The sequence below is a fragment of the Emticicia sp. MM genome, from assembly GCF_001649495.1.
This window is the reverse complement of record NZ_LXHX01000044.1, coordinates 37,292-63,142: the sequence shown is the minus strand read 5'-3', so window position 1 is coordinate 63,142 and position 25,851 is coordinate 37,292. Positions and strand designations below refer to the sequence as shown.

The window sequence follows — 25,851 nt, the reverse complement described above, 5'->3', positions numbered from 1 at the left end:
TATTAAATACAAATTCATGATAACATTTTATCCTGGGCCATCGAAAGTGTATCCACAGATTGCCACTTACCTTCAAGAAGCCGTAACATCGGGAATTTTGAGTCAAAATCACCGAAGTGCTCCTTTTATGGAAATGTTAGAAAAATGTATATCAGAATTCAAGTTTAAATTAAATATCCCCGAAGATTATGAAGTTTTTTTTACTTCTTCGGCAACCGAATGTTGGGAAATTATAAGCCAATCTTTTACAATCAATCATAGCCATCATATTTACAACGGTGCTTTCGGACAAAAATGGCATGAATATGCCTCACGAATTGTCAAACAAACCACCAAACAAAGCTTTGATTTCCAATCCTTAGCACCTAATAATTTCATTCCACATGATGCTGACCTTGTATGCATCACCCAAAATGAAACATCAAATGCGACACAAATCTCAAATGAGTTTTTGAAAAGTTTAAAAGCAGAAGCAGTCATTGCCGTTGACGTAACTTCTTCACTAGGTGGAATAGAACTTAAATGGCAAAACGGTGATATTTGGTTAGCTTCTGTACAAAAATGCTTGGGACTTCCCGCAGGCATGGGTTTAATAATTTGTTCCCCAAAAGCAATCAAACGAGCCAAAGAAATCGGCGACAAAAAATATTACAACAGTCTATTATTTATTCGTGAAAACTTTAAAAAACTACAAACACCTTATACACCTAATATCTTAGGCATATTTCTTTTGCATAGAGTAATGCAACAAGTGAATAATATCTCACTTGTGAACCAACAAATTCAAGCAAGAGCCCAAGATTTTTATAATTTTATTGAGGAAGAAACCAAGCTTAAGCTTTTAGTTAAAAATGATTCCGTGCGTTCTTCCACAGTCATCGCCATAGAGGGCTCAAATAGTGAAATTTCTTCTATCAAGGAAAAAGCTAAAGAAAATAATATAATTTTGGGTAATGGATATGGTCAATGGAAAGACACAACATTCAGAATCGCAAACTTTCCTGCCATTGAGAATTGGGAATTTGATAAACTAAAAGCCTTACTACGCCAATGAACTTCGTTTTTAAAGAAATCATCTCAGTTTCAATCATCTTATTTTCAGTAATTGATATTTTAGGAGCTATTCCTATTATCATTGATTTACGGAAAAAAGCGGGTGGCATTCATGCCGAACAAGCCACTTTAGTTGCTGGAGGTCTCATGATAACTTATTTATACTTAGGTATAAGTATCTTGAGTTTATTCGGTGTGGATGTAAAATCTTTTGCGATTGCGGGTGCATTAATTTTATTTCTCATTGGTTTCGAGATGATTTTAGGTAGGAGTATTTTTAAACATGAAACAACCAACAGTAAAGCCACCTCAATAGTGCCTCTAGCTTTCCCGATAATTGCTGGGGCAGGAACAATGACAACCATTATTTCACTGAAAGCGGCCTATCAGGAGGAGAATATTGTAGTTGGTATCTTATTAAACTTAGCAGTGGTATATATCGTTTTACGAACTTCTCAACAACTTGAAAAAATTCTTGGGCCAACTGGAGCAGATATATTACGAAAAGTATTCGGAATGATATTAATTGCGATTTCCATAAAATTAATAAAAACCAATTTGCTTTAATTGGTTTACCTAAATAAAAACCGCTGACTTTATGATATAAAAGGCGGCGGTTTTTATATTTAATGGTTTTGTATTTCTTCTTTCTTAATTCGAGGGTTACATCAAGCATGAAAAAAAATAAAAATATTTTCAAATCTAATTCTAACAAAATTGCCGGGTTTTGGTTAATAAAATGGTGTAAACTTCGATAAAAAATGACAATTTGTCTTTTTCTCTTATCCGTTCATCATAAGTTTATACTTGATTGATTCATTTTTCCTTAGTTTTACGCATAATATTCTTCAACTACAAAAACAAATCTATGAAATTATTAAAGTTTACTTTTTTAAGTTCTTTAGCTTTGAGTATTGCTTTAGGAGCTAATGCTCAGAAAAAAGACGAAAAAAAATCAGAAGAGACCAAACCTTCAACCCCGGCTCCTGCAGCACCAGCGAAACCTGCCGAAATGCCCAAAGCAGGGCCAAAGTCTTACAAAGAAGTAATTACCGACAAAGCCAAGACTAGCAAAGGCTTAATGACGGTACATAAAGTTGATGATAAATATTTCTTCGAAATTGCAGATACCCTCATGGGTCGCGACATCATGACCGTTACTCGTTACTCAAAAACAGCAGCAGGTGGTGGCATTTTTGGTGGCGAAGAAGTTAATCGTCAAGTTGTTAGATGGGAAAAAGGACCAGAAAACAAACTTTTCTTGCGTTCAATCTCATTAATTATTGCCAGCCCTGATAGCACAAAACCGATTTTCAAATCAGTTCTTAATTCAAGTGCAGACCCAATTATTGGTGTATTTGATATTAAGGCATTGAGAAAAGATACTTCATCGGTAATTGAAGTAACTGACTTTTTCAAGGGTGATAACCAAGTCTTTTCTCTTGACCCAGTTAATAAGCAATTACTAAAAATTGCAGCAATTCAACCAGACCGCTCGTTTATCCAACATATTCGTTCGTATCCAATCAATACTGAAATTCGTACTACCAAGACTTTCAGCGTAGTTCCACCAAGTGTTTCGTTGGCTCCAATTCCACAAATTGGTAATTATTTACCAGCATCGCGTGATGCCGGTGTAGTTACGATGGAGTTTAATACTTCGATGATAATTCTGCCAAAAACACCTATGCGTAAGCGTTATTTCGACCCGCGTGTAGGATATTTTGCGAATCAATATTCTACTTTTGGTGAAGAATCTCAACAATCAGACAAAGAAGTTTTTGCTGTAAGATGGAGACTTGAACCAAAAAATCAAGAAGATGCTGAACGCCAAAAACGTGGAGAATTAATTGAACCTAAAAAACCAATTATCTATTACATTGACCCAGCAACGCCTAAAAAATGGCAAAAATACTTAAAAGCTGGTGTAGATGATTGGCAAGTAGCTTTTGAGAAAGCTGGTTGGAAAAATGCTATTCGTGGTGAATATTTGAGCGAAAAAGATAGCTTGAGTTTAGAAGATGCTCGTTTTTCGGTAATTAGATATTTTGCTGCTGATATTCAAAATGCTTATGGGCCAAACGTACATGACCCAAGAAGTGGTGAAATTTTAGAAAGCCATATCGGTTGGTATCATAATGTTATGCGTTTATTGCGTAACTGGTATTTAATTCAAACGGCTGCTTCAGACCCACGTTCAAGAAAGAAAACATTTGACGATGAATTGATGGGTCAATTAATTCGATTTGTATCTTCACACGAAGTAGGCCATACTATTGGTTTACGCCACAATATGGGTGCAAGTTCTGCCACTCCAGTTGAAAAACTACGTGATAAAGATTGGGTAGCCAAAAATGGTCATACTTCTTCTATCATGGACTATGCTCGTTTTAACTACGTAGCACAACCAGAAGATGGTGTAACTGATTTCTTCCCAAGAATTGGTGACTATGATATTTGGGCTATTCAATGGGCTTATAAATTCTTTGCCGATGCCAAAAGTGCTACGGAAGAAAAATCTATTCTAAACCAACTTACGAAAGAAGCTATCAAAGACCCACGTAAGCGTTTTGGCACAGAAATTAGTCCATTTGACCCTCGTTATCAAACAGAAGATTTAAGTGATAACGCCATGAAGGCTTCTGATTATGGTATCAAAAACTTACAAAGAATTTTACCGAATCTTCCAGAATGGAGCAAAGAAAATGGTGAAACTTATAAAGAATTGGCTGAACTGTATGCAAACGTTGTCGGACAGTATCGTCGCTATATCGGCCACGTAACTAAAAACGTGGGTGGTATTTATGATACGCCTAAAACTTATGATATGGAAGGCTCGGTATATGAGGTTGTTCCAAGAGCTACTCAAAAAGATGCCGTTTCTTTCTTAAACAGACAAGTGTTTGAAACGCCAACATGGTTATTAGACAGAAATATTTTAAATAAAATTAATCCTGAAACAGGCGTTGAGGCAATCAAATCAATTCAGGAAGCTACTTTAAATAATTTATTGGCAGGTGATCGTGCTGTAAGATTAATGGAAACTGGCTCATCAAGCTCAGCTAATTACAATTTAGATGAATTAATGACTGATTTACGCTCAAGCATCTGGTCAGAACTGAAATCTAAAAAAGCTATCGACATTTATCGTCGTAACTTACAAAAAGTATTTGTTGAGAAGGTTGCTTCATTACTTAACCCTGGCATGACAACTACTTCATATATTCCACAAGGTGCGTCCTATGGTTTTGAAAGTAGAATGGTTGACCTCAAGAAAACTGATTTGCCTTCAATTGCAAGAGCACATTTGGAAATGTTAAAAAGCGACATTAAATTAGCTTTACCACTTACTACTGATAAGATGAGTAAGTATCATTTACAAGATGTTTTACAAAGAATTGAAAATGCATTGAATCCAAATAAATAAACAAACACAGTTTTTATGAAAAATAAACAGCGGGACCAGTGGTCTCGCTGTTTTTGTTATTTACTCACTAATTAAGAGCTATTTTTCGTTTTCTATTCGCTTATAAAATTTAGTACATTTACAATCTTAAATACAATTCTCAACTACATGTCTCATAAAATTAAATTTTCTTCTTATTTATTAGTTCTATCAATTTTTGTTAGCTCCTGTATCTCAACCATTACTCCAAAAGGAACAAGCTATATCAATGGTTTCCCCGAAGGATTAGAAAATGCTTCAAAAAGTAGTTATACAGCAGGAAATGTTGAATTATCAGGAGGCGTATGGTATTTTGAAGATGCTTTGATTGGTACTACTGCCAATGACACAAAAAAAGAATCGAAAGCCATTAGAATCAGAGAAACTGGATTTGTACGAATGAACTATGATATTTATGGTGTAAAAGATATTAATATTTCATACGGTGCTTATAATGGAGATGGTGATTCTGAATGGGAATTATACTTATCAAAAAATAGTGGCAGTTCTTGGAATAAATTGGGAAGTACCCAAAAAACTACAGGGAATAAACTTTCTACAACCGCTTTTAACATCAATGAATCAGGTAAAATTAGAATTGAAATTCGTAAAATTTCTGGTGGTGCCAATCGCTTGAATATTGATGATTTAGTTATTACCTCTAATGGAGAAAAGCAAACAAATTCTACCACACCTACTCGCGATGATAATTTAGCGATGGGAAATCCGAGCAATGCTGATTCTAAAGATGACAATAATTATTTGATGATAAAAAAGGGTTATACTTTATCATATAATCGAAGTAAAGGCACCGCCAATTGGGTAAGCTGGCACTTAAGCACCGCTTGGAAAGGAAACACCGAACGAACAAATAATTTTAGAGCCGATAATGAGCTTCCAAGTAGTTGGTACCGAGTACAAACCGGAGATTATACAAATTCAGGTTTCGACAGAGGCCATCTTTGTCCATCTGATGACCGCGATGGCAGCTATGAAGATAATGACGAAACTTTTTTAATGACCAACATTGCTCCACAAGCTCCAAGCAGTAATAGAGGCTTATGGGCTGATTTAGAAGACTATTGCCGAAAAATTGCTTCAGCAGGAAATGAACTTTACATCGTTGCAGGTGTGTATGGCAAAGGTGGAACTGGTAGCAATGGAGGCAAAACCAGCACACTTGAAAATGGCAAAGTCGTCGTACCCGAATCTTTTTGGAAAGTAATTTTAATATTACCAGTGGGCAGTAATGACGTCACCAGAGTAGATACCCAAACACGTGTAATTGCAGTAAATATTCCAAATAAAGAAAGTGTTGGTGGCACAAAATGGGGAGAATATAGATTGAGTATTGACGATTTAGAATCTATTACGGGTTTCGACTTTCTCTCTAATGTGCCTAGTGCTATTCAAAAATCTTTAGAATCAAGAAAAGATATAGGCCCTACACTTAGAGTAGAAACACTTAGGTATTAATCCAGCACAAAAAATACCCATTAAACTTATGAAAAAACTATTATTATTATGCTTTACATTAGCAATTTTTAATAGTAAAGCACAATTTCTTACAACTTCAACCTTACCAATTATTGTTATAAATACCAATGGATTTCAGATAACAGATGAACCAAAAATAAAAACTGATTTCAAAATTTATTTCAATGGTTTTGGTAAAACGAATAGTGTCAATGACAAACCTCATTATGATGGATTTGCAGGAATTGAATATCGGGGTTCCTCATCACAGACATTTCCCAAAAAAGGATTAGGAATAGAGCTTTGGAATGATAAATCAGAATCTATCGAATTTCCATTGTTAGGAATGCCTAAAGAATCTGATTGGATTCTATTCGCTTCCTATAACGAAAAAAGCTTCATGCACAATGTACTCACCATGCGGGTTGCTCGTGCAATGGGTTTATATGCTTCACGAACAGAGTATGTAGAAGTAGTGATAAATAATGTCTATATGGGCGTTTATGTATTCATGGAGAAAATAAAGCGTTCGGAAGGGCGTGTAGATATTGCAAAATTAAAAGAAACAGATATTTCTGGCGATGACATTACTGGCGGTTATATTTTCAAAGCTGATAAAACTACTGGTTCTACACTCGGAAGTTGGCGATCTAAATTCCCTAACTATAATGCACCGAATAATTTTACTACTTTTTTATACGAATACCCCAAAACTATTACTGCTGAACAAAGAGCTTATTTAAGAAACTACGTTGATAAAGCAGAAACGGCCTTACAAGCAGATAACTATCGAGATAAAACCGATGGATATAGAAAATACATTGATACACGCTCATTTATTCAATTATTTTTATTGAACGAAATTTCCAAAAACGTAGATGGCTACCGAATAAGTACTTTTTTCTACAAGGATAAAGATAGCAAAGGAGGTAAAATAAAAGCTGGTCCACCGTGGGACTACGATATTACCTACGGAAATGCTAATTACTGCGAAGGAGATTCTCCCTACGGTTTTTCATATAGATTCAACTACGTATGTCCAACCGATTTTTGGCAAGTACCATTTTGGTGGGAAAGAATGTTAGGTGATTCTGCCTTTGTCAAAGAACTCGGACAAGAATATGGTTTTCATCGAAAATACGGTGCTTTACGTGATTCTTACCTAAAACAACAAATTGATTCTTTGGCTTCTGCATTACAGGAACCCATCAAAAGAAACTTCCAGAAATGGCCTATTTTAGGTACATATGTTTGGCCTCAACCTTCTCCATACGCTGGAAGTTGGGAACAAGAGGTTATAGAACTACGAAATTTCTTGACACAAAGGCTCCAATGGCTTGATAATAATATCAAAACTGATTTTGCTATTACCGACAGTGAACCTGCATTAACTGAAATGAATATTAGAGCATTTCCTAATCCATTTTTAGAACGGATAAATATTAATATTCAATCACAATACGCCGAAAAAGCATCTATCAAACTAATAGACATGCTTGGGAATATCATTTTTGAAGGCAACGAATTCTTAAAAATCGGTGATAATGAATTTCATATTGAATTGCCTGAAAATGATATAGTAAGCGGAGAAAAGATTTTAATAATCGAATCAAATAATAAACGAATAAGCAAGAAATTGGTGCATCAATAAATCTTTAATTTATTGATGACGCTTCTCTACCGGCCTTATCATATAGGTATGAGGAATTCCATCTTCAATGTAATCGTTTCCAGTGAGCTCAAAGCCTAAAGATTGATAAAATTTTATTAAATAGCTTTGAGCTCCTATCTTAATTGGTTCATTACCAAATAGTTCAATAGTCTTTTCAATCGAATTTTTCATGAGAAACTTGCCAATTCCAGAACCACGTGCATGGGCCGACGTAACAACTCTGCCAATAGAAGTATATCCTTCATAATAAACATTTTTATCAAAAAGACGGGTGTAAGCTGCTAATTTATTGTTTTCATCTCTAATCATTAAATGCCATGCTAATTGGTCTTTCCCATCAGCATCAACAAACGGGCAGTTTTGTTCAACAATAAATATTTCTTGGCGAAGTACCATTATCTCATACAATTCATCCAAACTCAATTCATAAAAAGGAATACACTTTATATTCATGCTAAAATCTGTTTATTATGAAGATTCTTAAAAACCATAAATTATATTTGTAGCTACGGTTTTGTCTTTCGAATGATAAATTCTCTATTCAATGACAAATTCTAAACTCAAATAAAATTAGCTTTATGCTCATAAATATACATACGCATCAAACTGATAAACAAGCCAACGAGCAAATTATTTATAACCTTATCATTCCTGCCTCTGAAGAAGAGTTAGAGGTTTTTCCGAGTGACGAAACCCCTAATACTTGGTTATCCACTGGAATTCACCCTTGGTATATCAATGAAAGCAATCATAAATCGCAAATTGAAAAACTTCGACAATTAGCTAACTATAAAGACATTAAGCTAATTGGAGAGTGTGGATTGGATAGATTAAAAGGTTGTACTTTACCCTTACAGGAAGAAATATTTATCAAACAGATTAGAGTTGCAGAAGATGTAAAAAAGCCACTTATTATTCATTGTGTAAAATGTTTCAATGAGCTTGTTTCAATTAAAAAAATTGTTAGGCCCAAAGTACCTATGATTATTCATGGTTTCAACAATAATTTCCATATCGCTCAAGCAGTTCTTGAAAGAGGATTTTACCTTTCTTTGGGTTCAGCTATTCTAAATGATAATTCGAATGCTGCTCACTTATTGCCCAATATTCCTATTGAAAAATTATTTTTAGAAACTGATGATAAAGATGTTTCTATTCAAGAAATCTATGAAAAGGCATCTTTTATTCTAAAAATGCCATTAGATAAGCTCGAAGATGCTATTTTTGCAAATTATTCGGAAATATGCCAATAATAACGCACCACTGTTTGAAAAATAACCAAAACTTAAAATTAAATGCCCGCTTGGCTATCACGTTCAGAATTATTAGTTGGTAAAGAAGGAATAGACCAACTTCAAAATGCCCATGTATTAGTTGTAGGATTAGGAGGAGTGGGTTCATTTGCCGCAGAATTTATTTGTCGCTCAGGTGTGGGTGAGATGACTATCGTTGATGGTGATGTTGTTGACCCAACTAACCGCAATCGTCAGTTACCTGCTTTGGCAACCAATCATGGCGAATCAAAAGCAGAAATTATGGCCGAACGCTTGTTGGCTATCAATCCTGAATTAAAATTACATGTTGTAAAAGAATTTCTAACGCCTGATAAATGTAAAGAAATCCTTGAAACAAAATATTCTTATGTCATGGATTGTATTGATAGTGTTACACCGAAACTTACCCTACTTTCTACCGCTTATGCAAGTGGACAAAGAATTGTAAGTTCGATGGGTGCCGGAGGGAAATTAGACCCTACAAAGTTAAGAGTCACCGATTTGTTTGACACTTATGAATGTTTATTTGCTCATTATGTTAGAAAACGCGGCAAAAAAATGGGTATCGAAAAAGGAATCAAAGCTGTTTTTTCGATTGAACCCGTGATGAAAGAATCGCTAATTTTAACAGATGGCTCTAATTTCAAACGCTCTGCCTATGGAACGATTTCTTATTTACCAGCGGCTTTTGGTGGTGTTTGTGCCTCGGTTGTAATAAGAGATTTATTAGGATACCCAGTGGAAATGACCAAACGTCCTTCAAATATTCGTAGAAAAACAGCTTTAAGGAGTAAAACAAAGGAATAATTGAATTTATTCGATGCAAACCAAAATAAAATGAATGCAGTCGTTGACATCGGTAATACAACCGCTAAGGCAGGATTTTTTAAAGATAATAATCTAATCGAAATAAAAAGAGGGTTGACTTTAGAGGAGATTGAAGCATTTATTTTATTAAATAATGTTAAAAATGTACTCATTTCATCTGTTACTAAATCTCAGCAAGAATTAGAACTTATCTTTGATAAAGTTTCAGTGAATAAACTTTATTTGACTACTGAAACGCCAATACCCATTGCTAAACATTATGATACACCTCAAACATTGGGTTCAGATAGATTAGCAGCAGCCGTTGGAGCTAATTTTCTTTTTCCAAAACAAGATGTGCTAATAATTGATATGGGTACGGCCATCAAATATGATTACGTGTCGGCATTAGAAGCATTTGAAGGTGGCATAATTTCTCCGGGGATGCGAATACGATTTGAGGCACTTCATACGTTTACAAAAAGACTACCCTTCGTTGAAGCAAGAGAAATTCCTGAATTAGTTGGTAAAAACACCAAAGCTTGTATCGAAAGTGGTGTCATCAATGGAATCATTGCTGAGGTGAACGGAATGATTGAAAAGTACTCAGAAAAAGGGATTAGAAAAGTGATATTATGTGGTGGTGATGCAAGTTTCTTTGAAAGTCAAATAAAAAAGCCGACCTTTGCACTTGATTTTGGAATTGACATAAAAAACAAAAACTCAGAACCCCAATTTTCGATTGAGCATATCTCAAATTTGACCTTAATAGGTTTGAACAGAATTTTACAATACAATGTTGAAAAAAATTAACCTAACTGCTTACCTGATTATCAGTTTATTAGGCATCAACCAAACATTCGCACAAAAAGAGTCTCGCCTTTATGGTAATTCACCGTATTCGGCCCTAGGTATTGGCGATATTTATTCGGGCAGTGCAATTGCTAATGAAGCAATGGGTGGAACAGGTCTTAGTTTTAGTAATGGTATTATCATTAATACAATAAATCCAGCCTTATTGGCTAAAAACCGCTACGTAGCGTTTAATACTGGCTTGAGAGGTCAGTATAAAACTTTATCGAATGGTACTCTTTCACAGACAGATTTTGGTATGAATCTTAGCCACATTACCTTGGCTTTTCCTGTAAAAACAAAGTGGACTACTGCGATTAGTCTTCAGCCATATTCTGGGGTTGAACACGAGGCTAGAATTACGCAAACCATTACTGGAAGTGACCAAACTGTTAGCCAAACTTACAAAGGCTTAGGTGGTCTTTCAAAAGCTGCTTGGTCTAACGGATTTTTAGTAGGTAAAAAACTATACTTAGGCGTAGAAACTGGCTTTTATTTTGGTAGTTTCCGTAGAGATACAACTACAAAACTCTTAGTAGCTGCTGATGATGTATTTTTGAGATATTCAGACCGTATGTCGGTTGGTGGATTTGCCCTAAAAACAGGTTTTGCTTTCCAACAGAAATTGACAGACAAATGGAATCTTAATGTTGGAGGAACTTATGAGCTACAAAGTAAATTAAATGGTGATCGAATTCGAACATTCTCTACACTTTATGATTCGGGTAATGGCCCAGCACTCATAAAAAAAGTTGATACTCTTGGCATTTCAACTGGAGGAATGACACTTCCTTCAAGATATGCACTAGGAATCAGTCTTGAAAGCCCTTATAAATGGGTATTTTCTGCTGAATATAGCCGTCAAGATTGGACAAAGTATTTAACATTTGATGGAAGAACCGATAAAAACCTAACAAAAAGTGAAAGAATTGCTTTTGGTGTAGAATACTTACCAAAATATACTTCTACCAAATATTTCAATCAAGTTTTCTATCGTGCTGGTTTCCAACAAATCAAAACGCCTTATTTGGTTAATGGAACACAGATTACTGATAATAGTTTCTCGCTTGGTCTCTCAACCCCATTGGCGTACAGAAGTGTAAGCTATATCGACTTAGCTTTAGCGGTAGGCAATAGAGGGGTAAGTGGTGCTGGTTTGGTTAAAGAAAATTACATTAAAATATCATTAGGCTTCTCTTTAATGGATACTCGTTGGTTCTTGAAACCTAAAATAGATTAATTGCTAATAGGTATTCTAAACGTGGCACGCCTGTTTTTCAAGCGTGCCACGTTTGATTTTAAAATAAATTTAGTTGAAGGATGAATGGTCGTTTGAAAAACATACAACATTTTATTGTAAGCCTAATACTTTTATTATTTACCTTCATGGTTATTTCTTGTGAAGAAAAAAAGAAAAAAAGTATCAGAGTACAATACAATGGTCCGTTGATGTCAACTGACAATTTAGTAGTTGCATTCAGCGATTCTGGATATACTAAAGTAAAATTAACCACTGCACGCCAACTCAAATTCCAAAATGAAGATGAAGTTTATCCAAAAGCAGTTTATGTAACATTTTACGACCGTACAGGAGTAGAATATTCTTCACTCAGAGGAGATTCTGGCCGATTTGAAAGACAATCGGGCATTTACAAAGTAATGGGTAATGTATTTTTCTTTAATAGAGTTCAACAACAGAGCCTTTCAACTGATTTGCTGATATGGTCGCCGGTGCAAAAGAAAGTATATACGGATAAGAAATTTACAATTAAAACTCCTAAAGAAGAACTTCACGGCATTGGGATGGAAGCTGACCAAGATTTCACGCATTATACCATGCGAAAAACCAAAGGAACATTCTCAGTAGATTCATTAGCAGCCCAAACTGATACTGCCGTAGATACAACTAGTTATTAGACAAGCGTGCAACAAAAATGCACTTCGTTTTGTTAAGATTTTAAGGAGAAAGATTTTATAAAAAAATCATTCTTATTTATACTTCGATTCATAAAAATCAATCTAAATTTGTCACACTTAAAAATAGGTTTTTATTTTTCATAACAGAAAGTGCGTTAAAGCCTAATCATGCATATAAAGCCAGATTTTCATGCTTTCACATTTATTGATTAAAAACTATGCTCTTATTGAACATCTTGAATTCAATCCAGATGCTCACTTTAATATAATTACAGGCGAAACTGGTGCCGGTAAATCAATTATGCTTGGTGCTATTGGTTTATTATTGGGCAATAGAGCTGATACAAAAACACTATATAACGACTCAGAAAAATGTATCATTGAAGGCACTTTTGATATGGAAGGCTTCTATGTAAAAAACATTTTCGAGGAAGAAGAACTTGATTTTGAAAGTTCTTGCATCGTTCGTCGTGAAATCGCTCCAAGTGGTAAATCAAGGGCTTTTATCAACGACACCCCAGTAACGCTCGAAACACTTCGAAAGATTTCATCTCAATTGATGGATATCCATTCTCAGCATGATTCAATCTTGCTAGGTTCGAATGAATATCAATTACAAATTGTAGATACATATGCCCAATGCCATGATAAATTGGTTGAGTATCAAGAAAAGTACCGAACCTACAAAAAACTGCAAGATGCTTACCAACAATTGCAGGTAGAAGCTGACCAAAATAAAAAAGAATTTGATTTCAATAATTTTCAATTAGAAGAGTTACTAAAAGCTAAACTCGACCCCAACGAGCAAGAGCAATTAGAGCAAGAACTCAATATTTTAGAGCATGCAGAAGAAGTAAAACTTCGCTTGAAAACTGCTTTCGAATATTTGAATAATTCTGAACAATCAATACTATCTAACCTTCAAGCTACGGTAAGCACACTTAACCCAATTTCAAGCTATTCTCCTGACTATCAGCAATATAAAGATAGAATCCAGAGTTGTTTGGTTGAATTAAAGGATGTTTCAAGAGATATTGAATCAGAGGAAGAAGGGATTGAATTAGATAGTGAGAAAATTTCAGGAATTCAAGATAGACTAAATCTCCTCTACAAACTTCAACAAAAACATGCAGTAAAATCTAATGGTGAATTATTAGAGATTCAAGCGATTTTAGAAGAAAAAGTAAGCAAAGTACTGAATCTCAGTGAAAATCTTGCCGCTGCCAAAGAACGTGTAGAAAAAGCCTACGAAGTAGCCATTAAAGCTGCTGAAAATCTTTCAAAAGCTCGTCAAAAAGTGCTCGTTGAAATTGAAAAACGTGTAGTTGGTTTATTGATTGAATTAGGTATGCCTAATTCAACTCTCAAAATTCAGCATCAAACCATCAAACTAAATAATGAGGGAATTGACCAAATAAACTTTTTATTTAGTGCCAACAAAGGAATTACTCCTCGCCAATTAAAAGATGTAGCTTCGGGTGGCGAGTTTTCACGTTTAATGTTAGCAATCAAATACGTTTTGGGTGATAAGCGTTCACTCCCAACCATTATCTTTGATGAAATTGACACAGGTATTTCTGGCGAAGTGGCTATAAAAGTTGGAAAAATGATGCGAGAAATGGCACAAAGTATTCAAGTAATTGCTATTACGCACTTACACCAAATTGCTGGTAGAGGTTCATCTCATTTCTATGTTTATAAAGATAATTCTTCAAGCAAAACGGTTAGCCGCATGAAACAATTGAGTCAAGATGAACGTATTATTGAAATTGCCAAAATGATTGGCGGCGAACACCCATCAGAAAGTGCCATTCACAGTGCGATAGAAATGTTAGGAATTAATCCGTAATCTGATTATCACTCTATCATATTTTAAATTAACAAATACTCACTAAGTAGGAAATTAAACAAAATTCCTGCACTAAATACATCAATACACATGAAAAACATATTAATTGCTTTACTCGTTATATTTTCACTGGCATGTTCAAACAAAGCAGCCGAAGAGGCCGCTAAATTAAAGGAAGAAACATTCAAATTACACGATGAAATCATGCCAATTAGCATGAATTTAGAAGATTTGAAAGCCAATGTTATGAAAAAAGCAGAAGCAGATACAAACCTTAAAGCGAAAGCCTTGGATATTTCATCGGCACTGGATAAAGCTTATAATGATATGGAAGTATGGATGCCTAAATTAGGAGAAGCTGCCGAAATGAAAGATGGAGAAGAAAAAGTAAAGGCTTTAACTGATTTGAAAATTGAAGGCGAAAAAATCAAGCAATCAACAAACGATGCTAAAAAACAAGCTGAAGAATTTTTGAAATAATTTTAGATTAAATCCAAAAACTTGTAGGGTTTCAACTACTCTACAAGTTTTAATCATATCATGAAAAACTTATTTTTAAGCACAATTTTTATCTTTAGTATTATCACGCTTTTTTCTTGTGATAATTCTTCTCGTAAACTTCCAATTTTAGGCGAACGTGAATTCATCAATGGTGATTCTGTTTATCATACCATTCCAGATTTTTCATTCGTAAATCAAGATAGTGCCGTCATCACAAACAAGAACTACGAAGACAAAATTTACGTCACCGATTTTTTCTTTACTACTTGCCCTACCATTTGTCCAGTTATGAAAAAACAAATGCTTAGGGTTTATGAAAAATATAAAACTAATCCCAAAGTGGGCATTCTTTCACACAGCATTGACCCACGTCATGATTCAGTGCAGGTATTACGTGAATATGCAAAAAGATTAGGTATTAGTGGAAATATGTGGAATTTCGTCACTGGAGAAAAATCAAAAATTTACGAAATCGGGGAAAAATCTTATTATGTCACTGCAGGGGAAGATTCCACTGCTGCGGGTGGAATCATTCATAGTGGAGCATTTATTTTGGTTGACACTAGACGTCGTGTACGTGGCGTTTACGATGGCACTAAAGAAACTGATGTGACAAAACTGTTAAAAGACATGGATGTTTTACTAAATGAAGAAAAATAAATTTTCGTATGAAATACGCCATTAGAGATAGAAGTTTCGACAAATATGAAGATTTTTTCAAATCAGTGCTATTGCTCTTGAGAAGTCTAAGTACATACTTTTCAAAAATATTCGTTGCTATCATAGCAAGTATAACTTTTTCGGCATGTCAATCGGAAGAAAAAATTAAGTTTGAACAATATTACATTGGCGGGAAAGAATTATACGAACAAAACTGTGCAAACTGCCACCAAAAAGATGGTACAGGTTTCAAAGAGCTATACCCTCCTATCGTTGGTAGTGAATATTTAAAAGATAAATCTCAAGTGATAAGTATTATTAAAAATGGACTTTCAGGCGAAATTGTTGTGAAGGGTAAAAAGTATAATCAACCAATGCCAGCGAATCATTCATTGACTAATCTTGATATTGCCGAAATCACGACATATATTTATGCTGAATGGCAAGGAGAGAAAAAAATAACTGACGTAAAAGAAGTTGAAAATACGCTAAAATAATAACTATACTACACTTCGAATCATTCGAATCGTAATTCCATAAAAAGTTACAATTCCAATGAAAAAAAGCCCCCAAGAAGTAAGAAAAGTATCTTTAAAGTATAAAAAGAAGAGGGTTCCCACCATTCCAACCCAAAAAAATAATTTAGCGGTAAATCGTTGATTTTTACGATTTTGCTGTTCATCAGAAGGTCTTAAAATAGCGAATTTTGAGAAAATACCATTTCCCGCAAAAATACTCGTTGGGTGAATATTCTGCCTAAAATTTCCACTTGCAAACAAAAACAATGAAAGAGCAACGCCAAGTAAACGGGGTTTATCGTATTCATATTCATTGAGTAAATAATAGAATAAAATTAACCCCAAAGCCGATACATAACCAGTCCAAATTAGTCTGATTCTTTTAGCACTTCTTACCAATAAATCTGCATTGGGTTTTCTACTATCTAAGAATTGCATTAATAGCGGAATAAAATAGAAGAAACAGACCGCAATAATATAAAAGAAGAGTTTTGACTGATGCTCCAAAGAAAACTTTGGGTGCCAATACATATAAATATATGCAAATGGCACCATCAAAATTGAAATGATGAGCAATTCAAAAAATATTTGCTTTTTCATCGGTGTAGAATTGAAAAATACAAAAACTACATTTATTGGGCTTCTTTACCAACGTGCAGACGAATTCTTGGCTTTTCAGCTTGAGCTGAAGGCTTAAATTGCATGAACCAAACCATGATATCGTCAATAACTGTCATATTCAATGAATAAAAAATAAACTGACCTTTCTTCACCGATGCAACTAAATCAGCTTGACGAAGTAAATCTAAATGGTGAGAGATACTTGGTTTACTCATATCAAATTTATCGGCAATCTCTCCAGCTGTCATATCACCATCCTTCAACAATTCTAAAATTTCACGGCGAGTTGCATCATTCAATGCTCTAAACAAATTATTCATAATTAATGACCTAAGGTTAATTTCACAAATATGAATTTTCTAATTTATAAATACAAACATTCTCTTAAATATTTAGACAAACCTCTAAACAAAATATCGTAACAAAAAGCTATTTCTTAGAAAAACACAATTTTACAATCAATTTTCATAGAATGGTATATAAATTATTATATTTGTGAAAATTAACTAATTTATTATTAAAGCTCCGCTTTTGGAGTTGTGCTTCGGATATGAAAGTATTAAAATTCGGTGGAACATCAGTAGGCACTGTTGAAAGCATCAATCAGGTAATCCAGATTTTACAAGAAAATCTAAATGAAGGTCGAAAAATAGCCGTTGTTTATTCGGCCATGGGTGGCGTCACGAATCGTCTAATTGAGATTGGTAAATTAGCTGCTGCTTCAGATACTGAATATTTACAACTTCTCAAAACCGTTGAAGAACGCCACTTTGCCGCTGTCAGAGGCTTAATTGATGTAAAAAACCAAAGTAGCTGTATTGCCAAAGTAAAAGGTCTTTTAAATGAACTAGAAGATTTATTACGTGGAGTTTCCTTGATTAAAGAACTCTCGGCTCGTACGAATGACTTTATTGTTAGTTTTGGGGAGCGATTATCAACAACTATCATCACTGAAGCCCTCAAAAATAGAGGAATTGATGCTGAATATTTAGATGCCCGTAAAGTAATAAAAACCAATGACCATTTTGGATACGCAGAAGTAAATTTTGAGCTTACGAATGAGTTAATCAGAAAGCATTTTGCCCAAACGAATAAACTTCAATGTATTACAGGCTTTATTGCTTCTACAATTGATGGCGTAACAACAACCCTCGGACGTGGTGGTTCTGATTATTCAGGTTCTATCTTCGGTGCTGCATTAAATGCAACTGTAATTGAGATTTGGACTGATGTGGATGGCATGCTTACCACCGACCCTCGTAAGGTGAAAAATGCTTTCACAATTCCAACAATCACTTATGCAGAAGCAATGGAACTATCGCACTTTGGGGCGAAAGTTATCTACCCTCCTAGTTTAACGCCTGCGTTTCAGAAAAATATTCCTTTAAAAATATTAAATACTTTCAATCACAAACATGAAGGTACATTAATTAGTAAAACTGCGAATGCCAAAGAATATGCAATTACAGGTATTTCATCAATTGATGATATCGCACTTGTAAACGTTCAGGGTGGAGGTATGATGGGAGTTGCGGGTGTTTCTGCCAAGTTATTCTCTATTCTTGCAGCGAACAAAATTAGTGTCATTCTAATTTCACAGGCTTCTTCAGAACACTCAATTTGTTTTGCAGTTGACCCTAAAGCTGCATATGGAGTTAAAGAAATTTTAGAAGAAGGTTTTGCAACTGAAATTTCACAAGGTTTAGTAGATAATATTTCTATCGAACAAAATCTTTCGGTTATCGCTGTTGTTGGTGAAAGCATGAAATCAAGTACAGGTACATCGGGTAAATTATTTAGTGTACTTGGTAAAAATGGTATCAACGTAGTAGCCACCGCACAAGGTTCGTCAGAGTTGAATATCTCAGTTGTAATCTACAAGAAAGATATTACGAAGGCTCTAAACGCTATTCATGAAACTTTCTTCCAAGTAGATGGTCTTACCCTTAATCTGTATTTAGTTGGAGCAACTGGTTTGATTGGGAGTACGCTTCTTCGCCAAATTCAGGAACAAAAAGATTATTTAAAGCAACGAAAAAATCTTAATATCAAGCTTGTAGGTGTGATGAACACTAAAAAGATGCTTTTGAACGAAGGTGGTATAAATCTCGAAAATTGGAAAGAAGATTTGCTTGAAAATGGAGAAATCGCCAACATTGGTTCATTTGTTTCTGATGTACAAGATTTAAACTTACCTTATAGTGTATTTGTGGATTGCACCGCCGATAAGAATATCGTTCAATATTATCATTCATTATTAAGTAGCAGTGTATCAATCGTAACACCTAATAAAGTAGCCAACTCAGGTAAGTATGAGCAATATTTTATGCTTCAAAAGGCTGCTCAAAAACATGGTGTAAAATTTCTTTATGAAACCAATGTGGGTGCTGGTTTGCCAATCATCAATACGCTACAAGGTTTAATTACGAGTGGAGATAAAATTAATAAAATTGAGGCAGTTCTTTCAGGAACTTTGGCCTATATATTCAATAACTTCAAAGTTGGAGACCGATTTGTAGATGTAGTAAAAGAAGCCAAAGCGAAAGGATATACTGAACCAGACCCGCGTGATGACTTAAGCGGACAGGATGTTGCTCGCAAAATTTTGATTCTTTCTCGTGAGGCAGGTTTAAAACTCGAACCAGAAGATGTAAAAATCACCAATTTATTGAATGATGCATGTTTGAATGCCCCAACAGTTGAAGCATTTTTTGAAGAATTAGAAAAAGATAATACTCGCTTCGAAAAACTTTTACAAGACGCTGAAGCCAATGGAGAAGTTTTGAGATTTATCGCCACACTTGATGAAGATAATCATGCAAGCATTGGCTTAAAAACTGTTGGAAAATCGCATCCATTCTTTAATCTGGCAGGTTCTGAAAACATTATTTCCTTTACTACCGAAAGATATAAATATAATCCATTGGTTGTTAAAGGCCCTGGTGCTGGTGCAGAAGTGACTGCCTCAGGAGTTTTTGCCGATATTATGAGTATCAGTAGTTATTTGGTTTAATCTATTTAAAACGCATCGGTGAATAGAAATAACTAACTGCCGCATGTTTTAAGTGACGGTAATTAATAAAAAATAAATTTGACTTTAGTCAAACAATATGTTTAGGCTAAAGTCAAATTTGTTTATATCTAAATATCTATCAGTTAAACTGACAGCAATGAAACATGAAAAATTTAAGATAATTTTTCGAATAAAATCTAGAAACGAAAAATCTAAACAATATTCATTCTACATTCCAAATACTCCATCATTTCTTCACAAATTTCAAGGAAGCTGAATTTAGACAATAGCGTAAACCTGTTGGTTTTGGTCCATCATCAAAAACGTGCCCTAAATGGCCTTTACAACGATTACAAACTACTTCCGTTCGAATCATTCCATAAGCATTATCAGAGCGTTCTTCTACATTACATTCATTGATGGGCTTCCAAAAACTTGGCCAACCAGTACCCGATTCAAATTTCGTATCTGAAGCGAAAAGGTCTAAATCACAACCAATACATTTATAAATACCCTTTTCGTGATTATCCCAGTAAATACCCGTAAAAGCACGCTCAGTACCTGCTTTTCTTGTTACATAATACTGTTCTTGAGAAAGTTGTTTCTTCCATTCTGCATCGGTTTTTTTAATTTCTACTATCTGGCAGTTGGCCTTTTTTGATTTATTGTTTTGAGAATAACTTTGGCACGCCAACATAAAGAAAGGCAAAACCATTAAAAACACTTTTTTCATAATTATATTAGTTTAAATAATTCCTAAATTATTTTTTTAAGCATATACGTTAACTACGAGATAAACCCTAAAAAAGTTTTAAAAATTATAAAGTTTGGCATCATTTTCTCAATATGAAAACTAAAAAACATAGTCGTGCTCATTCCAAGAAAATACATTTCTCTTATTACTATTGTTCTAACACTTCTGTTCGTTAGTTCGTGTAAAGCCACGCATTCAAAAAAAATAGAACCAAGCCTTGTAAAAGAGCATATATACACAAAGAAAATCATTCAAATAGCAAGAAATTATAAAGGGGTGCCGTATAAAAGTGGTGGAAATGATATACGCGGACTCGACTGTTCGGGTTTGATATGCTTGGTTTACAAAGAAATAGGGATTAAGCTTCCACGTACTTCTTGGCAACAATCAGATTTTTTCCCTGCTATTAACCTTCCAAATATTCAAAAAGGCGACCTAGTATTCTTCGTAACAATTGGGAGTGATATTAGTCACGCAGGAATTGTAACCGAAGTTATCAGCGAAGATAACATACGTTTTATTCATGCTTCTACATCGAAAGGAGTGATTGAAGATAATATGATGACCAACTATTGGAAAAGCAGATTCGCAAGAGTTTGTCGACCCACTTATCCAAATACATTGGCACTCTAATAAAAAACTCTATTCAAATAAGCGAATTTGTGTATTTTTACGTTCTTTATTGAAAGCTTTAGCAATAAATGTTCCCAAGAAGGTATGAGAAAAATTTGTTTATTTTTTATTGGATTGTTTATCAGCCACTTAGCTCTGACACAGTCTCAGTATTTCGGACAAAATAAACCTCGCTACAAGACCTTCGGTTTTAAAGTTCTTCAAAGCCCTCATTTTGAACTTTATCATTATTTCAATAATCAGAAGACGGCAAACAACCTCATTATCAATGGCGAACATTGGTACAAAATACATCAAGAAGTCTTTAAAATTGCTTTCTTAAATCCCAATCCCATCATTGTTTACCAAAATCACCCAGATTTTCAAGAGACTACCGCCATTGGGGGACAAATTAGCGAAGGAACGGGCGGTGTAACGGAAGGATTACGTAACAGGGTTGTGATGCCAATGATGTACTCAAAAAGGCAAACTGACCATGTTTTGGGGCATGAACTAGTGCATGCTTTTCAATATCAATTAATGACTGCTGGAGATTCAACCCAAATTGGCAACATTCAGAATCTACCATTATTCATGGTTGAAGGCTTAGCTGAATACATGTCATTAGGAAGAATAGATGCTCATACAGCCATGTGGATGCGTGATGCAGTACAAAATAACGATATTCCAAGTATTCGTGATTTAGTTACAAAAGAATACAAATATTTCCCTTATCGCTGGGGGCAAGCATTTTGGGCTTATACCACCGCTAACTATGGTGATGATATTATTAGGCCACTTTTTAGAGAAACCGCGAAATTAGGTATTGAACAAGCATTTTCTCGAATTTTAAAAACTACCCTTGAAAAGTTTTCGAGTAAATGGAAGCAATCATTGATTGAATCCTATACACCTATGCGTGAAGGCACAAGTCTTCACGCAATTGGAAAAGAAATTGCTACTCAAAAAAATGCAGGTGAAATGAATATTTCTCCAGCAATTAGTCCTGATGGCCGTTATGTGGCATATATTTCCTCAAAAAATATCCTTTCGCTCGATATTTACATTGCTGAAGTATCGACGGGGAAAATCCTTCGCAAAATTGAAAGTAGCTCATTTGGTTCTCACGTAGATGCTTATAGTTTCTTAGAAACTGCTGGAACTTGGTCACCCGATGGACAAAAACTTGCTTTAGTTATTCAAAGCAAGGGTCGAAATAAGCTTTTAATAATTGATATTGCCAATGGAAATAAAGAGACCTTTGAAATTAAAGATGTAGATTCTTTTACTAATCCTGCATGGTCTCCTGATGGGAATTCAATTGTTGTAACAGGTTTAATGAACGGAGAAAGCGATTTATATTTATATAACTTCAAAGAAAAAACAACAAAAAACCTTACAAATGATGAGTTTTCTGACCTACAACCCTCATGGTCACCCAATGGAGAATGGATTTACTTTGTCTCCGATAGAGCCAATTCAGAAAAAAGGTTAGAAAGAAATAATTTTAATATTTCAAGAATTAACTTATTAACATCTACCATCGAAAGTTTTGACTTTTTCAAAGATGCGGATAATCTTAATCCTTTAGTATCTCCGAGTGGAAAATTCATTTATTTCTTATCAGATGCAGATGGTTTTAGAAACCTTTATAAATACGATATACAAAGTAAATTAATTGAAAAACTAACCAACTACTACACTGGCATAAGTGGAATAACAATGTATTCACCGGCAGTTAGTATAGCCCACAAAACTGGACAATTATTATACAACTACTTCAAAAATGGCAAATATGATTTATATTTAGCAAGTTATGAATTATTTCAACAGCAAATTGTAGGTGATGAAGTTCATAAAACAGCAGCAAATTTATCAAATCAGAAAGAAGGCAGAAATATAGTTCAGAAAAATTTAGAGACAGAAGCCCTTGCTGTAAAAGTTTCTGAAAAGAAATTACAACTGCTTAATTATAAACCAAAATTCAAGTTAGACTACTTAGGAAGTTCAGGAGTGGGAGTTTCTGCTAGTAGATGGGGCACGGGTTTAGGGGGAGGTGTGGTTGGACTTTTCAGTGATATGCTTAATCACAATCAGATTGCAGGAGCGGTTTCAATAAATGGACAAATTCAAGATTTTGGTGGTCAATTAATGTACCTAAATCAAAAGAAACCATTTCAATGGGGAGTAACTATGGGTCGTTTACCTTATAGATTCCAAGGGTCATATCAAGATAGTGTCACGAAAACTAGCACTTATTATAAGACAAACTTTATTACAGATTCCAAGATAAAATCGCAATTTGGTGTGCCAAATGGAGATTCATTGATTGAAAGTAAATATTTAATTAATCGCTTGGCAATTAATCAAATAGGCGTTTTTGCTTTTTATCCATTAAATACATTTCAAAGAATTGAGGCGGGTATCAATGGAAATTGGTACGGATTCTCGGGCGATGAATATGCTGATTATACTTATTACGACCCCATCAGTAAACAGTCATTTTTAATTCCAAATAGCTCCAAACGACAAAGGATGTCACAAAGCTATCTTCAATCACAAGGATTCAAGGCTTTTAGTTTAAGTCAACTTTATGTATCTTTTGTAGGAGACAATACAATTTTTGGTACAACTGCACCAATCAAAGGTTATCGTTATAGATTTGAAGCAGGAAGATATTTTGGTACAACAAGCTATACAAATGTATTGCTAGACGCCAGAAAGTATCAATATTTAAAACCATTTACGCTTGCAGGAAGATTCTTGTACAATGGACGCCTAAATGCTTCTAACTTAAATTATTTAAACCAAATAAACCCTCTGTATCTAGGATTTCCTTGGAATATGCACGGCTTTTATGGTGGAGCATTGCAAAAACAACAAAGTATGGGTCTAATTACCCAAGAAGCCTTACAAGGTGAGCAATTATTGGTAACAAACTTGGAAGTTCGTTTACCTTTAACTGGTTCAAAAAAATTAGCCTTATTTGATTTTACCTACATACCAAGTGACCTCAATTTTTTCTTTGATAGTGGAATGGTTTGGTCTTCCGATAAAAAAATTGGTACAACTAATGAATACCAAACATCAAATGAGACCTCAATTAAACTAAAAGTTGAACCAAGAATGATGACAGGCCTTAGTTTAAGGGTTAATCTCATGGGCTATTTAATTATAGAACCTTATGTGGCATTGCCTATTTATAATTCAAAAATACACTCAGCCGTTTCGGGTATTAATTTCTTAGTTCCGGGGTGGTAATTTTTTCAGAGAAGTATTTTGTTCTTTAGACAAAACATAGGATATTTGTATCAATCAAATACGGGGATGTAGCTCAGTTGGCTAGAGTGCTTGACTGGCAGTCAAGAGGTCGTGGGTTCGAGCCCCATCTTCTCCACTAGATTAAAAGCCTGATAGTTAGACACTTGTCAGGCTTTTTTAATTTTAAAATCAAACTTTTTTAACTAAAAATTCAGTTACTAATCAATACAATTAGCAATACACAATGCTATGATGGTAATTTTATGCAACCAAATTTCACCTTATCTCTCGAGTAGTAAAAACATAATATTATTAAACTATTATCACATCAAATTTGTACTTTTGTAATATATCAATACAAATTATGAAAGCAAGATTTTTTAAGTACTTTGTAATCTCTCTAACTCTAGTTTTTATCACATGGTCATGTGAAAAAAACACTAAAGTTGACCCGCAACCCCAAACACTCGTAAGCTCTACTCTTGTTAAAGAACTTAGCAAAGAACAATTAATTGCTGCGTTGGGCTCAAGTTTAGGAGCACAAGCTTCGTTATTCATTCGCTCAGGAGTAAAACAATACAAAATTGTTTACAAAACTAAAAACACCGATGGCACTGAAATTCAGGCTTCTGGTGCAGTTATAGTTCCTTCTGGTACAACTTCTTCAGATGCACTGCCCTTAGTAAGTTATCAACATGGTACTATTTTCGACGATAAACAAGCTCCATCATATTTTACAACTGATGGTGAAGGAACAATCGCTTCTGTATTAGCAACTTTGGGCTATATTGTTTCGGCTCCCGACTACATTGGATACGGTGCATCGAATAACCTACCGCACACTTACGAACATCGTGAAGGCTTAGCAAATGCTAGCTTAGATATGCTTCGTGCGGCCAAAGAAGTGATAACAAATGAGAAATTTAATTGGAATAAAAACCTTTATATAGCAGGATATTCTGAGGGTGGATTTGCATCATTATCACTGCAAAAAAAGATTGAAGAAGAAACGGGTACAGAATTTAACCTAAAAGCTTCTAGTTGTGGAGCAGGGGCCTATAATAAAACGCTTAGTTTCAAAACTTTGGTTTCTACTCCTTCTAGTGGAAATCCACAACACAATGCTTCGTATATTTGGGTACTCTTGACTTATGATAGAATTTATAAGTTGAATCGCCCAATGACCGATTACTTTGCAGCTCCTTATGCCGCTCAAATTCAAAAAGAGCAACAAAATGCAAGAATTTCTGGGAGTCTCACAACACTTCTTAGTGATGCAGTAAAAAAAGGGATAACCAATGGAACAGATACTGCCTTACTAAATGCTGTTAAGGATAATGACGTTTTCGACTGGAATCCAAAAACTCCGACGCAATTGTATCATGGAACTGCAGATACATATGTACCTTTTTTTAACTCTCAAACAGCTTACGATGCCATGAAAAAAAGAGGAGCAAATAATGTAGAACTAATTCCAGTTCAAGGAGGTGACCATGCTTCTTCTATTCAAACTTATTTATTAGGAACACTTTCTTTTTTTAGTAACATAAAATAATTCTGAGCATT

The 25,851-nt window shown here is 34.6% G+C and carries 22 protein-coding genes and 1 tRNA gene; 19 read left to right on the top strand and 4 right to left on the bottom strand.

Annotated elements, in window-relative coordinates; all coding sequences use genetic code 11:
• Positions 1-16: 16 nt before the first annotated feature.
• From A6M55_RS06390 to A6M55_RS06370, 5 genes are all read left to right on the top strand, one after another.
• Entirely contained in the window at positions 17-1,054 is a 1,038-nt protein-coding gene (locus tag A6M55_RS06390) for an aminotransferase class V-fold PLP-dependent enzyme (RefSeq protein WP_064196932.1), read from the top strand.
• Positions 1,051-1,620 (top strand): MarC family protein, encoded by a 570-nt coding sequence (locus tag A6M55_RS06385; RefSeq protein WP_064196931.1) that lies wholly within the window; start codon positions 1,051-1,053, stop codon positions 1,618-1,620. Before A6M55_RS06390 ends, A6M55_RS06385 begins: the two co-directional genes overlap by 4 nt.
• 301 nt (positions 1,621-1,921) lie before the next feature.
• On the top strand, positions 1,922-4,480 hold the full coding sequence (locus A6M55_RS06380) for a zinc-dependent metalloprotease (protein WP_064196930.1): 2,559 nt from the start codon (positions 1,922-1,924) through the stop codon (positions 4,478-4,480).
• A gap of 147 nt (positions 4,481-4,627) precedes the next feature.
• Positions 4,628-5,974, top strand: coding sequence for a DNA/RNA non-specific endonuclease (locus A6M55_RS17545; protein WP_064196929.1), 1,347 nt, complete (start codon positions 4,628-4,630; stop codon positions 5,972-5,974).
• Between the two features lie 28 nt (positions 5,975-6,002).
• Positions 6,003-7,625 carry a CotH kinase family protein gene (locus A6M55_RS06370; protein ID WP_064196928.1) on the top strand — a complete coding sequence of 541 codons (1,623 nt, stop codon included), beginning with the start codon at positions 6,003-6,005 and terminating at the stop codon, positions 7,623-7,625.
• A 9-nt stretch (positions 7,626-7,634) separates the two neighbouring features.
• On the opposite strand, the gene A6M55_RS06365 is transcribed toward A6M55_RS06370, so the two are convergent.
• Complete coding sequence (locus tag A6M55_RS06365; protein ID WP_064196927.1) at positions 7,635-8,099, bottom strand: GNAT family N-acetyltransferase; 465 nt, start codon at positions 8,097-8,099, stop codon at positions 7,635-7,637.
• A 125-nt stretch (positions 8,100-8,224) separates the two neighbouring features.
• On the opposite strand from A6M55_RS06365, the gene A6M55_RS06360 reads away from it, so the two are divergent.
• From A6M55_RS06360 to A6M55_RS06320, 9 genes are all read left to right on the top strand, one after another.
• Positions 8,225-8,899, top strand: coding sequence for a TatD family hydrolase (locus A6M55_RS06360; RefSeq protein ID WP_064196926.1), 675 nt, complete (start codon positions 8,225-8,227; stop codon positions 8,897-8,899).
• A 42-nt stretch (positions 8,900-8,941) separates the two neighbouring features.
• A complete protein-coding gene (locus A6M55_RS06355) occupies positions 8,942-9,727 on the top strand; it encodes a ThiF family adenylyltransferase (protein WP_015030513.1) in 786 nt (261 codons plus the stop codon).
• Between the two features lie 30 nt (positions 9,728-9,757).
• Positions 9,758-10,540: a type III pantothenate kinase gene (locus A6M55_RS06350; RefSeq protein WP_064196960.1), complete on the top strand. Its 783-nt coding sequence runs from the start codon at positions 9,758-9,760 to the stop codon at positions 10,538-10,540.
• On the top strand, positions 10,524-11,819 hold the full coding sequence (locus A6M55_RS06345) for a hypothetical protein (RefSeq protein ID WP_015030511.1): 1,296 nt from the start codon (positions 10,524-10,526) through the stop codon (positions 11,817-11,819). The genes A6M55_RS06350 and A6M55_RS06345 overlap by 17 nt, the downstream gene beginning before the upstream one ends.
• A gap of 92 nt (positions 11,820-11,911) precedes the next feature.
• On the top strand, positions 11,912-12,496 hold the full coding sequence (lptC, locus tag A6M55_RS06340; RefSeq protein WP_229235482.1) for an LPS export ABC transporter periplasmic protein LptC: 585 nt from the start codon (positions 11,912-11,914) through the stop codon (positions 12,494-12,496).
• A gap of 190 nt (positions 12,497-12,686) precedes the next feature.
• Positions 12,687-14,345 (top strand): DNA repair protein RecN, encoded by a 1,659-nt coding sequence (gene recN, locus A6M55_RS06335; protein ID WP_064196924.1) that lies wholly within the window; start codon positions 12,687-12,689, stop codon positions 14,343-14,345.
• Positions 14,346-14,435: 90 nt separating this feature from the next.
• Complete coding sequence (locus A6M55_RS06330; protein WP_015030508.1) at positions 14,436-14,825, top strand: hypothetical protein; 390 nt, start codon at positions 14,436-14,438, stop codon at positions 14,823-14,825.
• A gap of 60 nt (positions 14,826-14,885) precedes the next feature.
• Entirely contained in the window at positions 14,886-15,506 is a 621-nt protein-coding gene (locus tag A6M55_RS06325) for an SCO family protein (RefSeq protein ID WP_064196923.1), read from the top strand.
• An 8-nt stretch (positions 15,507-15,514) separates the two neighbouring features.
• Positions 15,515-16,003, top strand: coding sequence for a cytochrome c (locus A6M55_RS06320; RefSeq protein WP_082892945.1), 489 nt, complete (start codon positions 15,515-15,517; stop codon positions 16,001-16,003).
• A gap of 3 nt (positions 16,004-16,006) precedes the next feature.
• Here the strand turns inward: A6M55_RS06320 and A6M55_RS06315 are convergent, their stop codons facing one another.
• Positions 16,007-16,624: a hypothetical protein gene (locus A6M55_RS06315; RefSeq protein WP_064196922.1), complete on the bottom strand. Its 618-nt coding sequence runs from the start codon at positions 16,622-16,624 to the stop codon at positions 16,007-16,009.
• Positions 16,625-16,656: 32 nt separating this feature from the next.
• The gene (locus A6M55_RS06310; RefSeq protein ID WP_015030504.1) at positions 16,657-16,965 is read right to left on the bottom strand and encodes an autorepressor SdpR family transcription factor; all 309 of its coding nucleotides are present in this window, start codon (positions 16,963-16,965) and stop codon (positions 16,657-16,659) included.
• A gap of 230 nt (positions 16,966-17,195) precedes the next feature.
• On the opposite strand from A6M55_RS06310, the gene thrA reads away from it, so the two are divergent.
• The gene (thrA, locus tag A6M55_RS06305; protein ID WP_064196921.1) at positions 17,196-19,658 is read left to right on the top strand and encodes a bifunctional aspartate kinase/homoserine dehydrogenase I; all 2,463 of its coding nucleotides are present in this window, start codon (positions 17,196-17,198) and stop codon (positions 19,656-19,658) included.
• 247 nt (positions 19,659-19,905) lie between these two features.
• On the opposite strand, the gene msrB is transcribed toward thrA, so the two are convergent.
• A complete protein-coding gene (msrB, locus tag A6M55_RS06300) occupies positions 19,906-20,391 on the bottom strand; it encodes a peptide-methionine (R)-S-oxide reductase MsrB (protein WP_015030502.1) in 486 nt (161 codons plus the stop codon).
• Positions 20,392-20,526: 135 nt separating this feature from the next.
• Here msrB and A6M55_RS06295 point away from each other — a divergent pair, with 135 nt between their 5' ends.
• From A6M55_RS06295 to A6M55_RS06280, 4 genes are all read left to right on the top strand, one after another.
• A complete protein-coding gene (locus A6M55_RS06295; protein ID WP_082892944.1) occupies positions 20,527-21,045 on the top strand; it encodes a C40 family peptidase in 519 nt (172 codons plus the stop codon).
• Between the two features lie 84 nt (positions 21,046-21,129).
• Positions 21,130-24,285 carry an LpqB family beta-propeller domain-containing protein gene (locus A6M55_RS06290; RefSeq protein WP_064196920.1) on the top strand — a complete coding sequence of 1,052 codons (3,156 nt, stop codon included), beginning with the start codon at positions 21,130-21,132 and terminating at the stop codon, positions 24,283-24,285.
• 62 nt (positions 24,286-24,347) lie between these two features.
• Positions 24,348-24,421: transfer RNA gene (locus A6M55_RS06285), tRNA-Ala, on the top strand.
• Between the two features lie 228 nt (positions 24,422-24,649).
• Positions 24,650-25,840 (top strand): S9 family peptidase, encoded by a 1,191-nt coding sequence (locus A6M55_RS06280; RefSeq protein WP_064196919.1) that lies wholly within the window; start codon positions 24,650-24,652, stop codon positions 25,838-25,840.
• Positions 25,841-25,851: the final 11 nt, after the last annotated feature.

Coding starts and splice junctions, on each gene's coding strand:
- A6M55_RS06390 (WP_064196932.1), top strand. CDS start 17: ATGATAACATTTTATCCTGGGCCATCGAAAGTGTATCCACAGATTGCC.
- A6M55_RS06385 (WP_064196931.1), top strand. CDS start 1,051: ATGAACTTCGTTTTTAAAGAAATCATCTCAGTTTCAATCATCTTATTT.
- A6M55_RS06380 (WP_064196930.1), top strand. CDS start 1,922: ATGAAATTATTAAAGTTTACTTTTTTAAGTTCTTTAGCTTTGAGTATT.
- A6M55_RS17545 (WP_064196929.1), top strand. CDS start 4,628: ATGTCTCATAAAATTAAATTTTCTTCTTATTTATTAGTTCTATCAATT.
- A6M55_RS06370 (WP_064196928.1), top strand. CDS start 6,003: ATGAAAAAACTATTATTATTATGCTTTACATTAGCAATTTTTAATAGT.
- A6M55_RS06365 (WP_064196927.1), bottom strand. CDS start 8,099: ATGAATATAAAGTGTATTCCTTTTTATGAATTGAGTTTGGATGAATTG.
- A6M55_RS06360 (WP_064196926.1), top strand. CDS start 8,225: ATGCTCATAAATATACATACGCATCAAACTGATAAACAAGCCAACGAG.
- A6M55_RS06355 (WP_015030513.1), top strand. CDS start 8,942: ATGCCCGCTTGGCTATCACGTTCAGAATTATTAGTTGGTAAAGAAGGA.
- A6M55_RS06350 (WP_064196960.1), top strand. CDS start 9,758: ATGAATGCAGTCGTTGACATCGGTAATACAACCGCTAAGGCAGGATTT.
- A6M55_RS06345 (WP_015030511.1), top strand. CDS start 10,524: ATGTTGAAAAAAATTAACCTAACTGCTTACCTGATTATCAGTTTATTA.
- recN (WP_064196924.1), top strand. CDS start 12,687: ATGCTTTCACATTTATTGATTAAAAACTATGCTCTTATTGAACATCTT.
- A6M55_RS06330 (WP_015030508.1), top strand. CDS start 14,436: ATGAAAAACATATTAATTGCTTTACTCGTTATATTTTCACTGGCATGT.
- A6M55_RS06325 (WP_064196923.1), top strand. CDS start 14,886: ATGAAAAACTTATTTTTAAGCACAATTTTTATCTTTAGTATTATCACG.
- A6M55_RS06320 (WP_082892945.1), top strand. CDS start 15,515: ATGAAATACGCCATTAGAGATAGAAGTTTCGACAAATATGAAGATTTT.
- A6M55_RS06315 (WP_064196922.1), bottom strand. CDS start 16,624: ATGAAAAAGCAAATATTTTTTGAATTGCTCATCATTTCAATTTTGATG.
- A6M55_RS06310 (WP_015030504.1), bottom strand. CDS start 16,965: ATGAATAATTTGTTTAGAGCATTGAATGATGCAACTCGCCGTGAAATT.
- thrA (WP_064196921.1), top strand. CDS start 17,196: ATGAAAGTATTAAAATTCGGTGGAACATCAGTAGGCACTGTTGAAAGC.
- msrB (WP_015030502.1), bottom strand. CDS start 20,391: ATGAAAAAAGTGTTTTTAATGGTTTTGCCTTTCTTTATGTTGGCGTGC.
- A6M55_RS06290 (WP_064196920.1), top strand. CDS start 21,130: ATGAGAAAAATTTGTTTATTTTTTATTGGATTGTTTATCAGCCACTTA.
- A6M55_RS06280 (WP_064196919.1), top strand. CDS start 24,650: ATGAAAGCAAGATTTTTTAAGTACTTTGTAATCTCTCTAACTCTAGTT.